The sequence below is a fragment of the Mycobacteriales bacterium genome, from assembly GCA_036497565.1.
Taxonomy (GTDB): Bacteria; Actinomycetota; Actinomycetes; order Mycobacteriales; family QHCD01; genus DASXJE01.
The window spans coordinates 1-21,925 of sequence record DASXJE010000148.1 but is presented as its reverse complement, the minus strand read 5'-3'; the positions used below and the strand labels follow the sequence as shown (position 1 = coordinate 21,925).

At 70.4% G+C, this 21,925-nt stretch carries 19 protein-coding genes; 4 read left to right on the top strand and 15 right to left on the bottom strand.

All coding sequences use genetic code 11. The features are described from left to right. The first annotated feature begins 21 nt into the window (after positions 1–21). The 3 genes from VGH85_13065 to VGH85_13055 are packed head-to-tail and all read left to right on the top strand — an operon-like array spanning position 22 to position 3,182. A complete protein-coding gene (locus tag VGH85_13065; GenBank protein ID HEY2174731.1) occupies positions 22–1,134 on the top strand; it encodes a Gfo/Idh/MocA family oxidoreductase in 1,113 nt (370 codons plus the stop codon). 42 nt (positions 1,135–1,176) lie between these two features. Beyond that, complete coding sequence (locus VGH85_13060) at positions 1,177–2,178, top strand: alcohol dehydrogenase catalytic domain-containing protein (protein ID HEY2174730.1); 1,002 nt, start codon at positions 1,177–1,179, stop codon at positions 2,176–2,178. Further along, positions 2,175–3,182, top strand: a complete 1,008-nt coding sequence (locus VGH85_13055; protein ID HEY2174729.1) for a Gfo/Idh/MocA family oxidoreductase — start codon at positions 2,175–2,177, stop codon at positions 3,180–3,182. The genes VGH85_13060 and VGH85_13055 overlap by 4 nt, the downstream gene beginning before the upstream one ends. Here VGH85_13055 and ileS read toward each other — a convergent pair. The 10 genes from ileS to ndk form a co-directional block, all read right to left on the bottom strand. Beyond that, positions 3,169–6,291 (bottom strand): isoleucine--tRNA ligase, encoded by a 3,123-nt coding sequence (gene ileS / locus VGH85_13050; GenBank protein ID HEY2174728.1) that lies wholly within the window; start codon positions 6,289–6,291, stop codon positions 3,169–3,171. The genes VGH85_13055 and ileS overlap by 14 nt on opposite strands. Positions 6,292–6,599: 308 nt before the next feature. Then, positions 6,600–7,796: a rod shape-determining protein RodA gene (gene rodA / locus VGH85_13045; protein HEY2174727.1), complete on the bottom strand. Its 1,197-nt coding sequence runs from the start codon at positions 7,794–7,796 to the stop codon at positions 6,600–6,602. Beyond that, complete coding sequence (gene mrdA / locus VGH85_13040; protein HEY2174726.1) at positions 7,784–10,090, bottom strand: penicillin-binding protein 2; 2,307 nt, start codon at positions 10,088–10,090, stop codon at positions 7,784–7,786. Before mrdA ends, rodA begins: the two co-directional genes overlap by 13 nt. 10 nt (positions 10,091–10,100) lie before the next feature. Further along, entirely contained in the window at positions 10,101–10,610 is a 510-nt protein-coding gene (gene mreD / locus VGH85_13035) for a rod shape-determining protein MreD (GenBank protein HEY2174725.1), read from the bottom strand. Beyond that, on the bottom strand, positions 10,607–11,476 hold the full coding sequence (gene mreC / locus VGH85_13030; GenBank protein HEY2174724.1) for a rod shape-determining protein MreC: 870 nt from the start codon (positions 11,474–11,476) through the stop codon (positions 10,607–10,609). The genes mreD and mreC overlap by 4 nt, the downstream gene beginning before the upstream one ends. A 49-nt stretch (positions 11,477–11,525) precedes the next feature. Beyond that, on the bottom strand, positions 11,526–12,560 hold the full coding sequence (locus VGH85_13025) for a rod shape-determining protein (GenBank protein ID HEY2174723.1): 1,035 nt from the start codon (positions 12,558–12,560) through the stop codon (positions 11,526–11,528). 147 nt (positions 12,561–12,707) lie between these two features. Beyond that, positions 12,708–13,532 carry an ABC transporter permease gene (locus VGH85_13020; protein HEY2174722.1) on the bottom strand — a complete coding sequence of 275 codons (825 nt, stop codon included), beginning with the start codon at positions 13,530–13,532 and terminating at the stop codon, positions 12,708–12,710. Next, positions 13,529–14,311 (bottom strand): ABC transporter permease, encoded by a 783-nt coding sequence (locus tag VGH85_13015; protein HEY2174721.1) that lies wholly within the window; start codon positions 14,309–14,311, stop codon positions 13,529–13,531. Before VGH85_13015 ends, VGH85_13020 begins: the two co-directional genes overlap by 4 nt. 3 nt (positions 14,312–14,314) lie before the next feature. Then, a complete protein-coding gene (locus VGH85_13010) occupies positions 14,315–15,253 on the bottom strand; it encodes an ABC transporter ATP-binding protein (protein ID HEY2174720.1) in 939 nt (312 codons plus the stop codon). A 75-nt stretch (positions 15,254–15,328) separates the two neighbouring features. Beyond that, positions 15,329–15,742: a nucleoside-diphosphate kinase gene (gene ndk / locus VGH85_13005; GenBank protein HEY2174719.1), complete on the bottom strand. Its 414-nt coding sequence runs from the start codon at positions 15,740–15,742 to the stop codon at positions 15,329–15,331. A gap of 46 nt (positions 15,743–15,788) precedes the next feature. Between ndk and VGH85_13000 the strand changes: the two genes are divergently transcribed. Further along, positions 15,789–16,193, top strand: a complete 405-nt coding sequence (locus tag VGH85_13000) for a YjbQ family protein (protein ID HEY2174718.1) — start codon at positions 15,789–15,791, stop codon at positions 16,191–16,193. A gap of 12 nt (positions 16,194–16,205) precedes the next feature. Here VGH85_13000 and VGH85_12995 read toward each other — a convergent pair whose 3' ends face one another. From VGH85_12995 to valS, 5 genes are all read right to left on the bottom strand, one after another. Further along, positions 16,206–17,123 carry a M48 family metalloprotease gene (locus VGH85_12995; protein HEY2174717.1) on the bottom strand — a complete coding sequence of 306 codons (918 nt, stop codon included), beginning with the start codon at positions 17,121–17,123 and terminating at the stop codon, positions 16,206–16,208. After that, complete coding sequence (locus VGH85_12990; protein ID HEY2174716.1) at positions 17,123–17,500, bottom strand: BlaI/MecI/CopY family transcriptional regulator; 378 nt, start codon at positions 17,498–17,500, stop codon at positions 17,123–17,125. Before VGH85_12990 ends, VGH85_12995 begins: the two co-directional genes overlap by 1 nt. Positions 17,501–17,616: 116 nt before the next feature. After that, positions 17,617–17,982, bottom strand: a complete 366-nt coding sequence (locus VGH85_12985; protein HEY2174715.1) for a DUF4233 domain-containing protein — start codon at positions 17,980–17,982, stop codon at positions 17,617–17,619. Beyond that, positions 17,979–19,346: a folylpolyglutamate synthase/dihydrofolate synthase family protein gene (locus VGH85_12980; GenBank protein HEY2174714.1), complete on the bottom strand. Its 1,368-nt coding sequence runs from the start codon at positions 19,344–19,346 to the stop codon at positions 17,979–17,981. The genes VGH85_12985 and VGH85_12980 overlap by 4 nt, the downstream gene beginning before the upstream one ends. Next, positions 19,343–21,901 carry a valine--tRNA ligase gene (gene valS / locus VGH85_12975; protein HEY2174713.1) on the bottom strand — a complete coding sequence of 853 codons (2,559 nt, stop codon included), beginning with the start codon at positions 21,899–21,901 and terminating at the stop codon, positions 19,343–19,345. Before valS ends, VGH85_12980 begins: the two co-directional genes overlap by 4 nt. Positions 21,902–21,925: the final 24 nt, after the last annotated feature.

The following is a 21,925-nucleotide window of genomic DNA, read 5'->3' as shown; positions in this document are numbered from 1 at the left end:
CGGAGTGGTAGGCATTCGGGCATGCCTTTTGAAGATCCAGCGGCCCGGCCGCTCCGCGTCGGCGTGGTCGGGCTCGGGTACGCCGGGCGCACCCATCTCACCTCCTACCTTCCGATTCCGGGCGTCGAGGTGGTCGCGCTGGCCGGCCTCGAGCCGGACCGGCTCCAGGCGCTCGGTGCGGAGCACGGCGTCCCCCACCTGCACGCCCGCTGGGAGGACCTGGTCGCCCGCGACGACCTCGACGCGATCAGCGTCTGCTCCCCGACCCATCTGCACGCGCCGATCACGATCGCCGCGCTGGAGAGCGGCCGGCACGTGCTGTGCGAGAAGCCGCTGGCCCGCACGGGCGCCGAGGGCGAGCAGATGGTGCGGGCGGCCGCGAAGGCCGGCCGAGTCCTGCAGATCGCGTTCAACCACCGCGAGCGCGGCGACGTGCACACCCTCAAGCAGCACATCGACGACGGTGGCCTCGGCGACATCTACTACGCGAAGACCCGGTGGGTACGCCGCAGCGGCATCCCCGGCCTGGGCAGCTGGTTCACCAACAAGGAGATGTCCGGCGGCGGGCCGATGATCGACCTCGGCGTGCACATGCTCGACCTCACGCTGTTCCTGCTCGGCGAGCCGCAGGTCACCAGCGTCAGCGCCAACACCTACTCCGAGCTCGGCTCCCGCGGCCGCGGCGGCACCGCCGGCACCGACAAGCAGCAGGTCGGCTCCGGCTTCGAGGTCGAGGATCTCGGTACGGCGTTCCTGCGGCTGGCCGGCGGCGGGACCTTGTTGCTCGAGGCGAGCTGGGCGACCTACCGGCCCGATGGCGACGACTTCGGCGTGACGCTCTACGGCACCGAGGGCGGGGCGGAGATCAACGTCCCCAACTATGCGTGGGAGGACACCCTGCGGCTCTACTCCGACGTCGCCGACGCGCCGGCGGTGATCGCGCCCCGGGTAGGCCGTGGCGAGGGCCACCGTGCGGTCGTCCGGTCGTTCGTCGAGAAGGTCCGCGGCGACGACTGGGCGCAGCACATCGGCACGGACGCCCTGGCCCGCGCGCGCATCATCGACGCCTGCTACGCCTCGGCCCGGGAGGGCCGCGAGGTCGCGGTCGCCGCCGACTCGATCGGCCTGGGGTAGGCCCGCCACCGGTTGGCGACCATCGCTACGAGGATGGGCGCAATGACCAGAGCCAGCGCACCCCTGTTCCGCGGAAACGGGCGGATCGAGTACGTCGAGCGCAGCTATCGCCGGCCCGGCGCGGGCGAGTTGCTGATCTCGCCGCGCGCGAACGCGCTGTGCGGGTCCGATCGCGGCTTCTGGAGTCACGGAGCTGACCACGTGCCCGGTCACGAGACAGCCGGCGTGGTTGTCGAAGCCGGCGACGGGACCACGTCGCCGGTTGGCACCCGCGGCGTGGTGTACCTCATGGACTTCTGCGGTGACTGCCGCAGTTGCCGGCTGGGCGTCACCAACCAGTGCCTGGCCAAACGCGGTGACATGGGCATCGCTGACGACGGCGGTTACGGGCCGTACGAGGTGATCCACGAAAGCAATTTCTTCCCCATCACCGATGACATCGACTTCCCCACCGCCACGATGCTGCTCGACGTGATGGGCACCAGTGGCCACGCGATCATGCGCGCCCGGCTGGTGCGCACCGACATCACCTCGGTGTACGTCGCCGGTGCCGGACCGATCGGGCTCGGCCTGCTGGTGATGTCGAAACTCCTGCTTGGCCAGCACATCCCGGTGTACATCAGCGATGTTTCGCCCTGGCGCCGTGAGTTCGCGGGCACCCTCGGCGGAATACCGGTCGACGTGACCGACCTGTCGCCCGTCGGCAGCCCGGACGTCGCCTTCGACGCCTCAGGCAAGGAGGTGGCCCGCCGCAGCGCTGTCGACATCCTCGGCCGGCGTGGCGTGTTGGTCTGTGTCGGCCACGGTGAGCAGGTGACGCTGAACGTCTCCCGCGACCTGATCGCGCCCGAGCACGCAGTGCTGGGCAGCGAGTACTTCCCGTTCGACGACCTGCCCCGCAACCTGGATCTGTTGCGCGTCCACACCGACTACATCTCCAAGGTCATCACCCACCGGATGCCGGTCGCCGAGCTGGACCGCGCGTTCGAACTGTTCTTCGCCGGTGAGACGGGCAAGGTCGTCGTCGAGCAGGATGCTCGATGACCCAGGATCTGCTGCGGGTTGCCGTCGTCGGCCCGGGCGGTTGGGGACGCCAGCACACTCGGGTCTTCAGTCAGCACCCGGACACCGAACTGTGCGCCGTCGTAGGGCGCGACCTCGGGCGCACGTCGGCCGAGGCGAACCGGCTCGGCGTCGATGCATATACCGACATCGGCGAAATGCTGAAGAAGGTGCGGCCCGACCTGGTGACGGTATCGCTGCCGAACGAGCATCACTTCGAGCCCACCATGCGGCTCCTGGAATCCGGTGTCCCGCTGTTGGTGGAGAAGCCGCTGGTGTTTGAGCTCGAGCGGGCCGACGCGCTGCTGGCCAGGGCGCAGGAGCACAACACATTCTTCGCCATCCACTTCAACCACCGATACGCCGAACCGGTGTTGCGCACCCGAACGGCGATCGAGGACGGATCCGTGGGCGAGCCGGTGTTCGCCACCTGGCGTTTCGGCGGCGAACCCAATCGGGGCGTCTCGCTGCACAAGAACCTCATCGAGACGCAGTGTCATGCCTTCGACATGCTCGAATACCTGCTCGGGCCGATCACCTCGGTGATGGCGCAGATGACGAACAGGACCTACGGGGCATGGAGCACCGTGGCGTTGGCCCTCGAATTCCGCCGCGGCGCGGTTGGCACCCTGCTGGGCTCCTACGACTCGTCGTACGCGTATCACGGGACGCACCAGCTCGAGGTCAACGGGACGGCCGGACGGGCCGTCGCGACCGACACCGTGCAGTCCTTCGAGCTGTCCCGGGTCGGCGCGGAAGACACCACCGTCTGGCGCCCCGGTTATTTCAACGACGCCGCGCGCAGCTTCCACCACACCGTGGACCGATACGTCGACGACATGCTGGGGGCACTGCGAGCGGGCGAGCCACCGCCGGTACCGGCCACCGCGGGCCGGCGGGCGCTGCTGCTCGCGTACGCGGCGATCGAGTCCCACGAGACCGGCCGGCGGGTGCCGGTCGGCGAGGAGGGGATCAAGCCCGGGTGACCGCCACCCGCACCGACTCGCCGTCGCCGACCTCGGTCGTCGGCGCGCCGTCGGCGACCGGCCCGAAGGTGATCCCGGTCGCCAGCGTCTCGGCCGTGACGAAGGCCCGGTGGGCCTCGACCGCGGCCTGCACGGCCGGCGACGCCTCGATCGTCAATTCGATCCGGTCGGACACGTCGAGCCCGGCCGTGCGCCGGGCCGCCTGAACCGCACGCACGACGTCGCGGGCCACTCCCTCGGCGGCGAGCTCCGGACCGATCTCGGTGTCGAGCAGCACGACGCCCGCCCGCCCGGGCAGCGCCGCGGCGGCCTGCCCGGACGCGGGCTCCAGTCGCACGATGTATTCGCCCTCCTGCAGCGGAACTCCGCCCGCGGTGACCACGCCGTCGATCTCCGACCAGTCGCCGGACCGCACGGCGCCGATCACCCGCTGCACGTCGCGGCCGAGCCGCGGGCCGAGCGCCCGCGGAACCAGCGCCAGCACCCGGGTGCACAACGCGTCCACGTCGGCCGAGAGCCGGACCTCCTTGACGTTGACCTCGTCGGCGATGAGGTCGGTGTACGGCGCCAGCGACTGCGCGTCGGGGCCGGCGACGGTCAGCGACGCCAGCGGCTGACGCACCCGCAGTCCGAGCGACTTGCGCACTGACAACGCCGCAGAGCACACGTCGCGGACGGCGTCCATCGAGCTCACCAGGCCGGGGTCGGCGGGCAGCCCGCCGGCGTCCGGCCAGTCGGTGAGGTGCACGCTGCGCCGGCCGGTGAGCCCGCGGTGCACCTCCTCGGTCTCCATCGGCAGCAGCGGCGCGGCGACCCGGGTCAGCACCTCGAGAGTGGTGAAGAGGGTGTCGAAGGCGTCCCGGTCCGAGCCCCAGAAACGGCTCCGGCTACGGCGTACGTACCAGTTGGTCAACACGTCGAGGAAGCTGCGCACCGCTGCACACGCCCCGGCGATGTCGTAGCGGTCGAGCCGGGTCGTGAGGTCGGCGACCAGGTCGTGCAGCTTCGCCACGATGTAGCGGTCGAGGACCTGCGTGGAATCGGCGCGCCAGGTGGCCTGGTAGTTGTCGGCGTTGGCATAGAGCGTGAGGAAGTAGTACGCGTTCCAGAGCGGCAGCATCACCTGGCGGGCGGCGTCGCGGATCCCCTGCTCGGTGACGACGAGGTCGCCTCCGCGCAGGATCGGTGAGGCCATCAGGAACCACCGCATGGCGTCGGCGCCGTAGCGGTCGAACATCTCGTAGACGTCGGGAAAGTTGCCCAGGCTCTTGGACATCTTCTGGCCGTCGTCGCCGAGAACGATCCCGTGCGTCACGCACGTGGCGAATGCCGGCCGGTCGAAGATCGCGGTCGCCAACACGTGCAACGTGTAGAACCAGCCGCGGCTCTGCGCGAAGTACTCGACGATGAAGTCGCCCGGGTAGTGGTCTTCGAACCATTCGGCGTTCTCGAACGGGTGGTGCACCTGCGCGTACGGCATCGACCCGGAGTCGAACCACACGTCGAGCACCTCCGGGACCCGGCGCATCGTGGACCGGCCGGACGGGTCGTCCGGGTTGGGCCGGGTCAGCTCGTCGATCGCCGGTCGGTGCAGATCGGTCGGGCGCACCCCGAAGTCCCGCTCCATCTCCGCCAGCGACCCGTAGACGTCGATCCTCGGGTACGCCGGGTCGTCGCTGCGCCACACCGGCAACGGGTTGCCCCAGAAGCGGTTGCGCGAGATCGACCAGTCCCGGGCGTTCTCCAGCCATTTGCCGAAGAGACCGTCGCGGATGTGCTCGGGCACCCAGTCGATCTGCTTGTTGAGCTCGACCATCCGGTCGCGGAACGACGTGACCGACACGAACCACGACGACAGCGCCTTGTAGACCAGCGGGGTGTCGCAGCGCCAGCAGTGCGGGTAGCTGTGCTCGTAGGTCTCGTGCCGCACCAGCATCCCGCGGGCCTTCAGGTCGGCGATGATGCGCGGGTTGGCGTCGAAGACGTGCATGCCGGCGTAGTCGGGAACGACGTCGGTGAAGTGGGCTCGGTCGTCGACGGTGAGCACGACCGGGATCCCGGCCGCCGCGCAGAGGTTCTGGTCGTCTTCGCCGTAGGCCGGCGCCATGTGCACCGCGCCGGTGCCGTCTTCGACCGTGACGAAGTCACCGGCAAGCACCTGGAAGGCGTTGTCGGTGTCGGCAAGGAAGTCGAACATCGGCCGGTAGCGGCGACCGACCAACTCGCTGCCCGTCAGCGTTGCGACCCGCTGCGCGTCGGTGTCCTCGCCGAACTCGCGGGAGTACGCCGGCAGCCGGTCCTCGGCCAGCACGTAGCGCTCGCCGTCGCGCTCCATGACGGCGTAGGACACGTCCGGTGCGACGGCGACGGCAAGGTTGCTCGGCAGTGTCCACGGCGTGGTTGTCCAGACGAGCAGCCGCTCGCCGCTGTCCAGCTCGAACCACACCGTCACCGCCGGGTCCGCCCGTGGCCGGTAGACGTCGTCGTCCATCCGCAGCTCGTGGTTGGACAGCGGAGTCTCGCACCGCCAGCAGTAGGGCAGGACGCGGAAGCCCTCGTAGACCAGACCCTTGTCCCACAGGCGTTTGAACCCCCACAGGACGCTCTCCATGTAGCCCAGGTCGAGGGTCTTGTAGTCGTTGTCGAAGTCGACCCAGCGCGCCTGCCGGGTGACGTACCGCTCCCACTCCTTGGTGTAGCGCAGCACCGAGCGCCGGCAGGTGTCGTTGAACTTCGCGATGCCGATCTCGAGGATCTGGCGCTTGGTGGTGATGCCGAGTTCGTGCTCGGCCTGCATCTCGGCGGGCAGCCCGTGGCAGTCCCAGCCGAACCGACGCTCCACGCGCCGGCCGCGCATGGTCTGGTAGCGCGGGACGAGATCCTTGACGTAGCCGGTCAGCAGGTGCCCGTAGTGCGGGACCCCGTTGGCGAACGGCGGTCCGTCGTAGAAGACGAACTCGTTGCTGCCGTTCTCCCCCGCCGGCCGGTTGGCGATCGAGGCGCGGAAGGTGCCGTCGCGCTCCCAGAAGTCGAGGATCCGCTCCTCGAGACCGGGGAATGACGGCGACGGCTCGACGTCGCGACCCGAGCCGTCCAAGGGGTATGCCACCGCTCGCTCCCTTCCTCGTCACCTCCACCACAGTGCAGGGACGAGGCACGGGCCCCGCGGTACCACCCCGCTTGGCGATCCGCCCGGAGGCCGATCGCCCGCTCGTCGCCGGCTATGACGGGCCGGACCCGCCCGGTTCTACTGAGGCGCCGCTCGCTCAGCGGCGCCCGTTCTTCCGGAGGCTCACCGGTGATGGCCGGATCAACGCCACGGTCATTTCAGCATACGTGGTGCGGCCCCATCTTGATCAAGAGGGGATTCAGGTGCGAAACGCCGTACGAATCCCCTCTTGATCAAGGGATTGGGGGTCAGAGCGCGGCGCGGACCCGCCCGGTCTCCTGGGTGCGCATGTGCACGTTCTCGAGCAGGCCGACCGCCAGGAAGCTCGCGAACATCGACGATCCGCCGTAGGACATGAACGGCAGCGGCAGACCCGTCACCGGCATGATGCCGAGGGTCATCCCGATGTTCACGAAGATCTGGAACGAGAACCAGGCGACGACCCCGACCGCGACCAGCCGGCCGAACGGGTCGGGCGAGCGCCCGGCGATGCGCAGGGCCCGCCACATCATGATCCCGAACAGCACGATGATGCCCCCGGCGCCGAGCAGGCCGAGTTCCTCACCGGCGACGGTGAAGATGAAGTCGGTCTGCTGCTCCGGCACGAAGCGGCCGTTGGTCTGCGAGCCGTGGAAGAGCCCGCTGCCGGTCAACCCGCCCGATCCGATCGCGATCCGTGCCTGGGTGACGTTGTAGGTCGCGGCGTTGCTGACGTTGGGGTTGGCGAAGGAGCGGAACCGGTCGAGTTGGTAGCTCTTGAGCAGGTGCAGGGCGACGGCGGCGTAGGCCACCAGCGCGCCGAGGGCGATCAGCCCCAGGATCCACTTCCACGAGACGCCGGCCACAGATAGCACACCGAGGATCGTGAAGACGAAGACCATCACGGTGCCCACGTCCGGCTGCAGCATGATCAGCGCCATCGGTACGGCGGCCAGCGCCAGCAGCAGGGGCACGTCGGCGACCGGGCGCCGATTTTCCCGCTCCCGGCGTTCGGTCAGCAGCATCGCCATCCCGACGATGAGCGCGACTTTAGCGAACTCCGACGGCTGGATGGCGAAACCGGCCGGCAGCAGGATCCAGGAGTGGGCACCGTTGACCGTGGAACCGACCGCGAGCACGGCGACCAGGCCGATGCACGACAGCACGTAGACGATCGGCGCATAGGTGCGCAGTGCGCGATAGTCGACCACCGCGACGACGCCGCCGATGAGCAACCCGATGGCGAGGTTGATGAGGTGCTTCTTCAGGTAGTACTGCGGGTCGGCGTGCAGGTCGATCTGGTGCTGGCGGGTGGCCGCCCAGATCAGGACCCCGCCGAGCAGCGCGAGCACGATGGAGGTGCCGGCCAGCACCCAGTCGACCCGGTGCCAGGTCGGCTCACGGCGTACCGGCTCCGAGAGCGACCGCAGCCCGCGCGAGGGTGACGACCGGATCAGCTGGACCATGGCGGCGCCCCTCTCGCCCGTCGAGGTGGTCCGCGGCGTCGGGCTCGTCGGCCGGACCGCCGGAGGGTGGAGCGCAGCGGCGGCAGCGCGAGGATCGTGTCCGGCGACCAGGGCATTGGTCGGACCTGGCGGTCCGCGGCCGGGGTCGCCGTCGGCGTCGCCGCGTCGCCGGACCCGACGATGTCGCCGGGGGGAACGGACTGCGCGTAGGGCGCGATCTTCGGCAGCGCCGAGGGAGGCTCGCTGCCCGCGATGACCGGGGTGTGCTTGCGTCCGGTCAGACCGTAGATACCGTCGTAGATCTTGCGCACCATCGGCGCCGCGGCGCCGGACCCGAGGCCGGCCTGCTCGATCATCCCGACGACGACGAACTTCGGATCCTTGGTGGGCGACCAGGAGGCGAACCAGGAGGTGTCCTGCTTGCCGAAGACCTCCGCGGTGCCGGTCTTGCCTCCGATGGAGTCCTTCGCGAACGGGAAGCCGCCGAACGCGATCTCGCCAGAGGCCAGGCCCTTGCCGAACTTCAGGGAGTTCTTGATGTAGTTGAGCACGTCCTTGCGCACCGGCACCTTACGGCGCACCTGCGGGGTGATCCGCTTGACGACCTTGCCGTGGGAGTTGACGATCGCCTTGCCGATGGTCGGCTGGAAGAGCGTTCCGCCGTTGGCCATCGCGCTGTAGGCGGTGGCCAGCTGCAGCGGGCTCACGGTGGTCTCGCCCTGACCGATGGCGAGGTCGGCGGCCTCACCGATGTTGTAACGCCAGCCGTCGGAGCAGTTCTCCTTCGCGAGCAAGGTCAGGAACGCGCGCCGGGTCGGGTCGCTGACCTGCGGGTAGCCCTTCTTGGCGTTGCCGCAGTACTGCGCCTTGTTGGCCTCCCACCGCTGCTTGAGGAAGGCGCGGCCGACGATCTGCCCGGCCGTCTGCTGTCCCCCGGGAAGGTCGATGCCGGGCTTGCTGCCGAATCCGAAGTCGCGGGCCATGTTCTGCAGGTTCTCCGCCGGCTTCTTACCGGCCAGCGCCTGGTTCTGGTCGGCGTACCACGCCTGGATGGCGTAGCGGTAGAAGAACGTGTCGCAGGAGAAGGCGAGCGCCCGGCCCAGGGTGATCGGCCCGGAGATGCTCTCGCTGTCGTAGTTGGTCTTGGTCTGGTTGCCGACCTGCAGCTTGGGGGGACAGTTGCCGGTCTGGTTGAGCGTCGTCTGCCCGTCCATGACGATCGCCGACGACGTCGACAGCTTGAACGTCGACCCGGGGGCGAACTGACCCTGGGTGGCCCGGGACACCATCGGATCGCCGCTGTCGGGGCCGCTGAGCTGCTGGAATTCCTTCTGGCTGATTCCGCCGACGAAGACGTTGGGGTCGAACGTCGGGTAGCTCGCCAGGGCGAGGACGCGGCCGGTGCGCGGATCCATCACGACCGCCGCGCCGCTGGGTGCGGCGAAGTTCTTCCCGCTCTTGGGGTCGAAGGTGGCCCGGCTCTTCTTGATCTGCGCGGCGAGCGACTGGTCGGCCAGAGCCTGCACCTTCGCGTCGATGCTGGTGACCAGCGTGTCGCCGGGCCGGGGGGCGGTGGCGGAGGCGGTTCCGGTGACCTGACCGGAGTTGTTGACGGTCACGGTCTTGATCCCGTCCACGCCGCGCAACGTCGAGTCGTAGCTCTCCTCGAGACCGCTGCGGCCGACCAGATCGCTGGAGTTGAGTGTGGACTTGCCGTCGGCGGCGTTGGTGTCGAGCTCCTCCTGGGTGACCGGCCCGACGTAACCCAGCTCGTGGGCGGCGACGGTGTGCGCGGGGTACTGGCGCACCTCCTGCGCGTCGGCGACCACGCCGGGGAAGTCCTCGCGGTGCTCGGAGATGTGCAGCACGGCCGCCGGTGAGGCGTTGTTCAGCACCGGCACCGGCTGATACGGCGACCCGGTCCAGCAGGGCTTCGGAACGTGCGGCGCGCACGGCGTCACCTGCCGGGACAGGTGCTGCGCCGGAACGTGGATCAGCGCGGCCAGGCGGGCCAGCACCGCCTTGCCGCCGTCGGCCTGACGATCCAGTGCGCTGCGGTCGACGGCGATGACGAGCGCGGTGCGGTTGTCGATCAACGGCCGGCCCACGTCGTCGACGACCGAGCCGCGCGGCGCCGGAACGACGATCTGCCGGGTGTGCTGGGCGTTGGCGGTCTGGGTCAGCTTGTTCTTGTCGAGCACCTGCAGGTAGTACAACCGGGCGCCGAGGGTCAGCAGCAACGACAGCACCAGCACCCGCAGCACAAGAAGCCGAAGCCCCGCGGCGTCTTTCATCGACCGATCCTCACCGGTAGCTCGCCGCCCGTAGCCGACGCTCAACCATCGCAACGAGTGGTACGACGACAGGTGTCAAGATCACATCGTAGAGAACCGTGGTCGGAAGGTCGGCCAGTTGGGACGCCCATTGCACACGGTCGGGTCCGATCAGGGCGAGCAGCGCGACGTAGAGCGCGAACGACCCGACCGCCGAGAGCGCGACCGCGACGATCCCGCGCAGCACCAGGTGGGTCCCGTCGGCCTCGACCAGACCGACCGCCCACCCCACCAGCAGGAAGACCAGCGCCAACAGGCCGGCCGGGTGGTTGCTGAGCAGGTCGGCGGCGAGCCCGATGGTGAAGCCCATCCCGACGCCCCACGGCACTCCGCCGACCAGGGCGCACGCCACCACGAGGACGAGCAGCAGGCTCGGGGTGCCGCCGGGTAGCGGCAGGCGGGAGAAGACCGTCGTCTGCAGCGCCAGCGCGAGGACGATCGACAGCGCGGCGACCAGCAGCCGGGCCGGGCGGCCGGTCACGGCTGGTGCTTCTTCGGCTTCGTCGGCGGCACGGGCACCCGCGCGACCGGTCGGGGGGCGACCAGGACGACCGCCACCACGTCGAGGCTGGTGAAGTCGACGTCCGGGGAGATCTTGGCCGTGGGGGTCGACGTCGTGCCGCCGCGGATCACCCTGGTGACCTTGCCGAACGGGACGCCGGCGGCGTAGGTCGACGCGCCGTAGGGGCCGGTGACGAGTTCGTCACCCACCCGGAAGGTCGACCCCGGATTGAGTGGCACGTAGGACATCGACTTGAGTCCGGCCCCGGTGACGATTCCGAGTTCGCCGGTGCGGGCGACCCGGACGCCGACCGACGACCCCGGATCGACGGCCAGGATGACCGTGCTGGTGGTGGGGCCGACCATCTTGATCCGCCCGACGAGCCCATTGGCGTTGATCACGGTCATCCCCGCCTTGACCCCGTTACGGCTGCCCGCATCGATCTGCGCGGTCCACTCGTAGCCGAGCGACGGTCCGAGCCCCAGGACGGTGCCGGTCACGGCCGTGAAGTGCGATGCGCCGACCAGCAGGCCGAGCCGGCGCAGCTCGGCCGACCGGGCGCCGTCCAGCGAGCTGGTGCTCAGGCGGCTGCGCAGCTCGGCGTTCTTGCGCCGCAGCGAGTCGATCGTGGCGGTGGTGCTGCCGATCTTGGGCAGCCCGGCGAAGAAGCGGCCGACCGGCATCACCACGGTGTTGAACCCGCGCTCCACCGGCCCGAACGCGCTGGAGGTCGCGTGGCGCGCCCCGCCCAACCCGTTGCCGCCGTAATCGAGCGCGAGCAGGCTGATGCACACCAGGAGCAGGACGACGGTGACCCGCCGCTGTCGACGGGTGGGCCGGTTCATCGTGGAATCTTCACGTTGATGTGGCCCGCCCGACCAGATCGCCGGGCGGTCAGCGCCGCAGCTCGCGCCGCGGCTCGGATACCAGCACCTGCCGGAGAGCGTCGAAGTCCTCCACGCACCGACCCGAACCCAGCGCGACCGAATGCAGCGGGTTGTCGGCGACGATGATCGGCATCGCCGTCTCGTGCCGCAGCCGCTCGTCGAGCCCGCCCAGCAGCGCGCCCCCGCCGGTGAGCACGATGCCGCGGTCCATCACGTCGCCGGCGAGCTCCGGCGGGCACTTGTCGAGCGTCGTCTTGACCGCGTCGATGATCGAATTGACCGGCTCTTCGATCGCCTTGCGGATCTCGGCGTCGCTCACCACGATCGTCTTCGGGAGTCCGCTGACCAGGTCGCGGCCCCGGATCTCCGCCTGCTGCTCCTCGGCGATGGGGAACGCCGAGGCGATGGCCATCTTGATCTCCTCGGCGGTGCGGTCGCCGAGCATGAGCGAGTATTCCTTCTTGATGTACTGGATGATCGACGCGTCGAGCTCGTCGCCGGCGACCCGGATGCTCTGGCTGGTCACGATCCCGCCCAGCGAGATGACCGCGACCTCGGTGGTTCCGCCGCCGATGTCGACGACCATGTTGCCGGTGGGCTCACTGACCGGCAGGCCCGCGCCGATCGCCGCCGCCATCGGCTCCTCGACGATGAAGACCTTGTTGGCGCCGGCGTTGTAGGTCGACTCCTTGACCGCCCGCTGCTCGACTCCGGTGATCCCGCTCGGCACGCACACGACCACCCGGGGGCCGCGCACCAGGTGCCGGCGGCGGTGCACCTTGCGGATGAAGTAGCGGAGCATCCGCTCGGTCGTCTCGAAGTCGGCGATGACGCCGTCCTTGAGGGGGCGGACCGCGACGATGTTGCCGGGCGTCCGCCCGATCATCCGCTTGGCCTCGCTGCCGACCGCGAGGATCTCACCGGTGTTGGTGTTGATCGCCACCACCGACGGCTCGTTGAGCACGATACCGCGGCCCCGGACATAGACCAGCGTGTTGGCGGTGCCCAGGTCGACGGCCATGTCTCGACCGAGGAACGACAGTGAGCTTCGTGTCATTAGCGGGACCCCCGGCGGCCAGATCTCGTCAGTCAACAGCGGTCCGATCGTACCGTCGGATGCCGATATTGCCGGGGAACTACCCGAACTGCGCAAGTCTCGTTCCGGTCACACCCCGGACCGCCCCGGCGGTCACCGCAGCAGCAGCCGCTCCAGCCGCCGGGAGGTGACCGCGAGGCCGGCCAGACCCATGATCATCAGGTAGGCGACGTGCCCGAGCAGGCCCGGCCCGACGCCCACCCCGGTCGTGAGCGCCCGGATCAGCTCGACCCCGTGGTAGAGCGGCGTGCACTCCACCACGATCTGCAGGGTCCGGGGGTAGGTCGAGAGCGGGTAGAAGGTCGTCGCGAACAGAAACATGGGCAGGATGGCCAGTTGGACGAACTCGAAGTCCTGCCAGCTGCGCATGTACGACGTCGCGGCCATGCCGACCGCGCCGAACGCGAAGCCGATCACGGCGGTCGCCGGCAGGGCGAACACCGCCCACCATGAGTCGACCAGGCCCATCGCCAGCATGACGATCAGGAACGCGGCGGAGTAGCCCAGCCCGCGCAGCTGGGCCCAGGTGATCTCCCCCACTGCGACGTCGCCGGCGCCGACCGGTGTGGACAGGATCGAGTCGTAGAGCTTGGCGTAGTGGAGCTTGAAGAAGAGGTTGGTCGAGTCGTAGACCGCGCCGTTCATGGCCGAGGAGGCGAGCAGTCCGGGGGCGACGAAGGTGGTGTAGCCGATCGAGTGCCCGGCCACCGTGACGTGCCCGACCAGGGCTCCGATGCCGACGCCGACCGAGAACAGGTAGAACAGGGGTTCGAAGAAGCCGGACACGATGATCAGCCAGGCCCGCCGGTAGACCATCAGGTTGCGCTCGACCATCAGCCAGGCCCGGCTGCTCACCGGGGGCAGCGGCGCGATCCGGGCGAGCAGGGTGGCGGTCCCGCCGCCGGCCGGGCCACTCACCGGACCAGCCTGGTGCGGTAGGCCCAGCGGGCCAGGGCCACGCCGAGGACGACCCAGACCAGCAGGTACCCGATGTGCAGCAGGCTGGCGCCCGGGGTCGCCGTACCGAGGGTGAACCTGCGGCAGAGGTCGACGCCGTTCCACAGCGGCGTGGCGTAGGCGATCGGACGGATCACCGCGGGGAGCTGGGTGACGGGGAAGAACACCCCGGAGAACAGGAACATCGGCACGATCACGAAGCGGAGCAGCGCCGCGAGGCCCGCATCGTTGCGGCGGGTCGCGGCGTAGGCCATGACCGGTGCGGCGAACGCCAGCCCGGTCAGGACGCCGGCCGGCACCGCCAGCAGCGCCAGCGGCGAGCGGACCGCGCCGAACGCGGCCATCACGGCGAGGTAGACCGTGCAGGTCGAGAGCAGCCGCACCCCGATCCAGGCCAGGTGCCCCAGCATGACGTCGGCCGCGCCGAGCGGTGTCGCCATCATCGCGAAGTACGTCTTGCCCCAGGTGACGGCGTCCATGACCGGGTACGTCGACTCACCCGTGGCGGTCTGCATCGCGGTGGCCGCGAGCAGCCCCGGGGCGATGAAGTCGATGTAGCTGACCCCGCCGAGGGAGGCGGAGCTGCCCGAATGGTGGTTGACCAGGGTGCCGAGGCCCACCCCCATCGCGGCGAGGAAGAGCACCGGGCTGATCACGCTGGAGACGACCGACCCACGCCAGGCCCGCTTGTACTGGTAGGCCCAGTGCCGCATGGACCGGAAGGCGAAGGTCGTCGACACGCGTCACTCCACCAGGCTTCGGCCGGTCAGCCGGAGGAAGACGTCCTCCAGCGAGCTGCGGCGTACCAGGACGCTCAGCGGCCGCAGGCCGCGGCGGTGGGCCGCGGCCGCCGCGGCGTCGCCGTCGTCGGTGTAGAGCAGCAGCCGGTCGGGCAGCACCTCGACCCGGTCGGCGAGCCCGTCGACCTTCCCGGCCATGTCCTCGTGCTCACCGGGTTCGAAGCGCAGTTCGAGCACCTCCCGGGTGCTGTAGCGGGCGATCAGGTCCCGCGGCGAGCCGTGCGCGACGATGCGCGCCTTGTCCATGACGACCAGCCGGTCGCACAGCTGCTCGGCCTCGTCCATGTAGTGCGTGGTCAGTACCTGCGTCACCCCCTGCTGCTTGAGCCGGAACAGCCGGTCCCACAGCGCGTGCCGTGCCTGCGGGTCCAGCCCGGTGGTCGGCTCGTCCAGGAGCATCAGCTCGGGCTCGTTGATCAAGGACCGGGCGATCGTCAGCCGGCGCTTCATGCCGCCGGAGAGCGGCTCGACCTGGTCGTCGGCCCGCTCGGTGAGCTGGACGAAGTCGAGCAGCCGGTCGCAGCGCTCCCGGATCGTGGCCCGCGGGATGCCGAAGTAGCGACCGTAGATGTAGAGGTTCTCCCGCACGGTCAGGTCGCGGTCGAGGGTGTCCTCCTGCGGCACCACGCCCAGCCGCGCCCGGATCGCCGGGCCGTCCGCTGCCGGATCCATGCCGAGGATGCGCAGCACCCCTTCGCTGACCGGGGAGACGCACCCGATCATCCGCATGGTGGAGCTCTTGCCCGCGCCGTTGGGCCCGAGGAAGCCGAACGCCTCGCCGCGCTCGACCGTGATGTCGATGCCGTCGACCGCGACGAAGTCACCGAAGCGCTTGGTCAGCCCTTCGGCACGGATCAGCGGCTCGCCACGATCGGGGTCCACAGGAGAAAAACCTAACCGGGCGGCGATGCACTTTCGGTCAGGTTGGTGATCTTTGCGACCCGGCGAGCCGCCGGGCTAGTCGCCGATGTCGGGGAAGAAGAGCTTGATCTCGCGCGCTGCCGACTCCGGAGAGTCCGACCCGTGCACGATGTTCTCCTGCACCTCGAGGGCGAAATCCCCACGCACGCTGCCGGTCGCGGCCTTGAGCGGGTCGGTGGCGCCGGCGAGCGCGCGGAACGACGCGATGGCCCGCGGGCCCTCGACGACCATCGCGACGAGCGGGCCCGAGGTGATGAAGTCGACCAGGTCGGCGAAGAAGGGCTTGCCGTCGTGCTCGGCGTAATGCGTCTGCGCGCTGTCCCGATCGAGGGTGCGCAATTGCAGCGCCACCAGGTCGAGACCCTTGCGCTCGCATCGGCCGATCACCTCCCCGACGAGGCCGCGGCGGACACCGTCGGGCTTGACGAGGACGAGAGTGCGTTCAGTCACGGGCCAGACGGTAACGGGTGCGCGGGCCGTCCCGGACAATGGGGGGATGCGCTCCGAGCTGATCACCGTGCGGACCGGGTCCGCCGAGACGGTGTACGACCTGACCGACGAGTGCCGGGAGTTCGTGGCCGGCGGCGGGGACGGCCTGCTGCAGGTCTTCGTCCCGCACGCGACCGCGGGCCTGGCTCTCATCGAGACCGGGGCGGGCAGCGACGAGGATCTGCTCGCCGCGCTCCGCGATCTGCTGCCGGCCGACGGTCGGTGGCGGCACCGGCACGGGTCGCCGGGTCACGGCCGATCCCACGTCATGCCGGCGCTGATCCCGCCGTACGCGACCGTTCCGGTGCTCGACGGGCGGCTGGCGCTGGGAACCTGGCAGAGCCTGTGCCTGGTGGACCTCAACGTCGACAACGCGACCCGCGAGGTCCGGCTGTCGTTCCTCGCCGGCTGAGCCGTCGCCGGATCAGACCGACGTCGCCTGGGCCAACTCGAACAGGGCGTGCACGTCGTGGGTCGCCGCGGCGACCGCCACCGTGGCGAGGACCAGGGGCACGGCCGCGGCGAGCAGCAGCAGCGGCCGCGAACGCACCGGTTCGGCGAGCAGGGCCCGCACCCGGACGACGACGTCGGCTCCGCCGGCCGCCATCGCACCGACCGGCACCCGGGCTGAGTGCCGGCCGAGGAGCGCGGCCCGGGCGAGGGCCGCGGCCGCGACCTTCCGGTCGCCGGCGGCACGGGCCGCGCTTTCATCCGCCCAGCGCTCGGTGGCCAGCCGGGCGGCTGCGGGCAGCGCCGCAAGCATGGGGTTGAGCGCGGCCGCCACCGAGACGACGGTGTTGTGCCAGTGGTGGTGGTGCTCGAGATGGGCCCGTTCGTGGGCGATGACCACCCGGCGGTGCTCGGGCGGCAGCGTGGCCAGGAGTTCGCGGGAGACGACGACGCGGCCCGGGCGGCCGGGGACGGCGTAGGCATTCATCCCGGCGTCGGCCAGGACGAGCAGCGGGGTCGACGGTTGCGGCAGCCGGTGACAGGTGCGGTAGGCCTCCACCAGTGCGCCGAGGCGCCGGACCAGCGCGGTCAGGGCCAGGACGCCGACGACGACGACGCAGGCCAGCGCGACCCACCCGACCGGGCGCCCGACCGGGTCGGCGTGCCGAAGGGCGGCGACCGTCCAGTGCCCCGCGACCGCGATGTCCGGCACCTGGCCGATGATCGTCAGGGCGAGCATCCCGAGCGCCGCCGCCGCGCCGACTGCGGACGTCACGGCTCCGATGGTCAGCAGCCAGGTGGCGTGGGCCGGCGGGAGTCGGCGCGCCACCCACGGGCCGCCGAGACCGAAGACCAGGGAGAGCGCCAGGGGCAGGTAGACGTCGAACCGCATCAGTTGGGCCCGTCCGTCCCCTCGGCCCGGCGGATCAGGTCGGTGAGCACCCGCTCATCCTCGCCACTGAGGCCGTCGACGAACAGCGCGAGCACCGACGCCCGATCGGCGCCGTGATCGAGCAGCGCCCGCATCTGGGCCGCGGCGATACCGGCCTGGTCGAGGACCGGGGCGTAGGCGTAGGCGCGGCCGCTGCGATGCCGCTCGACCACCGCCTTGTCGTGCAGCCGGGTCAGGATCGTCATCACCGTGGTGTAGGCCAGATCGCCGCCGAGCGAGTCGCGGACCTGCGCGGCGGTGAGCGGCGCGGCGGCGGCCCAGAGCGTTGCCAGCACCTCGGCCTCCAGGGCACCGGCCGGCCGTCGACTCTCGCTCACCGCACGCACCTCCCGGACGTGGCGCCGCCTGCGCGACGGCACCTCAAGCCATTCTCCCGCACCGGGCCACCATCGTGCTGCCCGACCCGACCTGCCAACTACACCACTGTCGTAGGTCAGCGGCGTAAGAGCTGCGACCGCACCCGCAGCTCGTAGACCCAGATCGCCAGGAAGATCACACCGAGGACGTACATCGCGAGCGTGAACACGCCGCAGGCGATCACCGCGAACTGCAGCACCGTGGCGAGGATCAGCCCGGCCCGGCGCGGGACGACGAACGCGGTGACCAGCAGCAGCGCGAAGAGGACCAACAGGATCACCAGCCGGCCGGTGGTGAGCCCCGGGCCGGTCTGGGCGATCGCCCGCGGCACGAACAGCACCATCAGGGCCTCGAGTCCGAGGGTGCCGGCCAGCACACCGCGCACGGCCCGCTCGGCGCGCTGCGTGCGCTCCGCGTGCTCCGTGCTCGGGTCGCCGGTCATCGTCCGGCGAGCAGCAGCCGGGCATCGCCGGCGGTGATGACCGAACCGGTGACGAGTACGCCGGCCCCGCCGACCATGTCGGCGTCCTCCTCGGTCAGCGCGACGGCCGATTCGATCGCATCGTCGAGGCGGGGCTCGACGGTGACCCGGTCGTGCCCGAAGACGTCGACCACCGCATCGGCCAGCTCGTCGGCCGACATCCGCCGATGCGAGGAGTTCTCCGTCACGACGACCGCGTCCAGCACGGGTTCGAGCACCTCGAGCATGCCGCGCACGTCCTTGTCGGCGAGCATCGCGACCACACCGACCAACCGGCGGAAGTGGAAGGACTCCTCGAGCGCCGCCACGGTCGCGCGCATGCCGTGCGGGTTGTGGGCCGCGTCGATGAGCACGGTCGGCGAGCTGCGAACCGCCTCGAGCCGGCCGGGTGAGGTGACTGCGGCGAACCCTTCCCGCACGGTCTCGACGACCAGCGCGCGGTCCTGACCGGCGCCGAAGAACGCCTCCACTGCGGCGAGAGCGACGGCGGCGTTCTGCGCCTGGTGGGCGCCGTAGAGCGGGAGGAAGATCTCGTCGTAGGTGCCGCCGAGGCCCTGCAGGGACAGCATCTGGCCGTCGATGGCGACCCGGCGTTCCTGGATCCCGAACTCCATCCCCTCTCGGGCGACGGTGGCGCCGACCTCGACGGCGCGGGACAGCAGCACCTGCGCCGCGGCCGGTTGCTGGTCGGCGAGGATGGCCACCGCGTCCGGCTTGATGATGCCGGCCTTCTCGGTGGCGATCTTCTCGACCGTGTCGCCGAGGTAATTGGCGTGGTCGATCGCCACCGGCGTCACGACGGCGACCCGCCCGTCGGCGACGTTGGTGGAGTCCCACGAGCCGCCCATCCCGACCTCGACGATCGCGACGTCGACCGGCGCGTCGGCGAACGCGACGAAGGCCATCGCGGTGAGGACCTCGAAGTAGGACAGCGGGATCGGCAGCTTGGCGTCGACCATCTCCAGATAGGGCGCGATGTCGTCGTAGATCTCGACGAACCGGGCCGGGCTGATCGGGTCGCCGTCGATGCTGATGCGCTCGGTGACCGACGCGAGGTGCGGGCTGGTGCTGCGGCCGGTCCGCAGCCCGAAGCTCTGGAACAGCGCGTCGACGATCCGGGCGGTCGAGGTCTTCCCGTTGGTGCCGGTGATGTGGACGACCGGGTAGCTGCGCTGCGGCGAGCCGAGTACGTCGACCAGCGCCTCGATCCGCTCCAGTGTCGGGTCGAGCCGCGACTCCGGCCACCGGGCTGCGAGTTCGGCCTCGACCCGGGCGAAGGCGGCGTGCACAGCCGCCTCGTCGGGCACCGGCCCCTGGCTGGTCACAACGTGACCTCGTACTGCGGCGGAGCGGCGTCGGACGCGGCGAACTCGACCGTGGCGACCCGGCCGGCGGCCTTGACGTCGTCGAGGACCGTCCGCAGCGCGGTGAGCGCCGCATCGTCGCCGGAGACGACCAGCTTGACGACGTCGGCCCGCATCGACAGCTTGGCGTCGGACTTCGCCTTGCGGACGGCGGCGATCGCGTCGGCGGCCGCGGCGAGCATGCCGGGCACGATCTCGCCCGCAGCCGCGCGCAGCGGCGCAGCCTCGGGCCACGACGCCAGATGCACCGACCCGTCCTGCCACCACGACCACACCTCGGCGGTCACGAACGGCAGGACCGGGGCGAAGAGCCGGAGCAGCGTGGCGAGCGCGATCGACAGCGTGGCCCGGGCCGAGGCGGCGTCAGGCTCGCCGCGTTCGCCGTACGCACGCGCCTTCACCAGCTCGAGGTAGTCGTCGCAGAAGGACCAGAAGAAGGCCTCGGTGCGCTCGAGCGCGGCGGCGTAGTTGTTCGCGTCGTAGGACGCGGTGGCGAAGTCGACCACCGCGGCGAGCTCGGCGAGCAGCGCCCGGTCCAGCGGGGAGGTGACCGTCGCTGCGGCGGCGGCGTCCGCGGGCTGCGCGGTCACGCCGGTACCGAGCGCGAACCGGCTGGCGTTGAGCAGCTTCACGGCGAGCCGGCGGCCCACCTTGATCGCGCCCTCGTCGTAGGCCATGTCGGTGCCGAGCCGGCCGTTGCAGGCCCAGTAGCGGAAGGCGTCGGTGCCGTGCCGCTCGAGCGGCTGCATCGGGGTGACCGCGGTGCCCTTGGACTTCGACATCTTCTTGCGGTCCGGGTCGAGGATCCAGCCGGAGAGCGCGGCGTCGGTCCACGGCAGGCTGTCGTGCTCGTGGTGCGCCCGCACGATGGTGTCGAAGAGCCAGGTGCGGATGATGTCGTGCGCCTGGGGGCGCAGGTCCATCGGGAAGACCCGGGCGAACAGGTCGGGGTCACGCTCCCACCCGCCGGCGATCTGCGGGGTCAGCGACGACGTCGCCCAGGTGTCCATGACATCGGGGTCGGCGGCGAACCCGCCGGCCTTGCCCCGTTGGTCCTCGATGTAGCCGGGCGGGACGGCGCTCGCCGGGTCGATCGGGAGCTCGGACTCCGCCGGCACGATCGGGTCGTCGTACTGCGGCTCGCCCAGCTCGTTGACGCGGTACCACAGCGGGAACGGCACGCCGAGGAAGCGCTGCCGGCTGACCAGCCAGTCGCCGGTCAGACCGTCCACCCAATTCTCGTAGCGGTGCCGCATGAACGGCGGGTGCCAGCGCAGCTCGCGGCCCCGCTCGATCAGCGCCGCCCGCAGATCGAGGTCGCGGCCGCCGTTGCGGATGTACCACTGCCGGGTGGTGACGATCTCCAGCGGCCGGCTGCCCCGCTCGTAGAACTTCACCGGGTGCGTGATCGGCCGCGGCTCGCCGTCGAGGTCGCCCGAGGCCCGCAGCAGGTCGAGGATCTGTGCCTGCGCCGACTTCGGGGTCTTGCCGGCCAGCTGCTCGTAGGCAGCGCGGCCCGGCTCCGATTCCAGCCAGGGCGGGGTGTCCGGCTGCAGCCGGCCGTCCCAGCCGATGACCGACCGCGTCGGCAGCGCCAACTCACGCCACCACGTGACGTCGGTGGTGTCGCCGAAGGTACAGATCATGGCGATGCCCGAGCCTTTGTCCGGCTCGGCCAGGTGATGGGCGACGATCGGCACCTCGACGTCGAACAGCGGCGTCCGCACGGTCTGGCCGAACAGCGGCTGATAGCGCTCGTCGTCGGGGTGCGCGACGAGGGCCACGCAGGCCGGGATCAGCTCGGGCCGGGTGGTCTCGATGTGCACCGGACCCGCGGCGCCGTGGAACGCGACCCGGGCGTAGGCACCCTCGACGTCCTTCTCCTCCAACTCGGCCTGGGCGACGGCCGTGCGGAACGTGACGTCCCAGAGGGTGGGCGCCTCGGCCTTGTAGGCCTCGCCGCGGGCCAGATTGCGCAGGAACGCCCGCTGCGATGTGGCCTGGGCGATCGGGCCGATGGTCTGGTAGGTCAGATCCCAGTCGACCGACAGCCCGACCCGGCGCCAGAGCTCCTTGAACGCCGTCTCATCCTCCGCGCTGAGCTGCACGCACAGTTCGACGAAGTTGCGGCGGGAGATCGGCAGTTCCTGCTTGCCGGGCTTGGCCGGCGGGGTGAAATCGGGGTCGTAGGGCACGCCGGGGTCGCAGCGCACGCCGTAGACGTTCTGCACCCGCCGCTCGGTGGGCAGGCCGTTGTCGTCCCACCCCATCGGATAGAACACCGCTTTGCCGCGCATCCGCTGATACCGGGCGATCGCGTCGGTCTGGGTGTAGGAGAAGACGTGCCCAGGGTGCAGCGACCCGCTCACCGTCGGCGGCGGGGTGTCGATCGAGTAGACCTCGTCCCGGCCGCGGCTGCGGTCGAAGCGGTAGGTGGCCTCTTCGTCCCATACCGCGAGCCACTTGTCCTCGAGGCCGTCGAGGCTGGGCTTGTCGGGCACGCGGGGCGGGGTCATGACCTAAATGCTAACGAGCGCCGT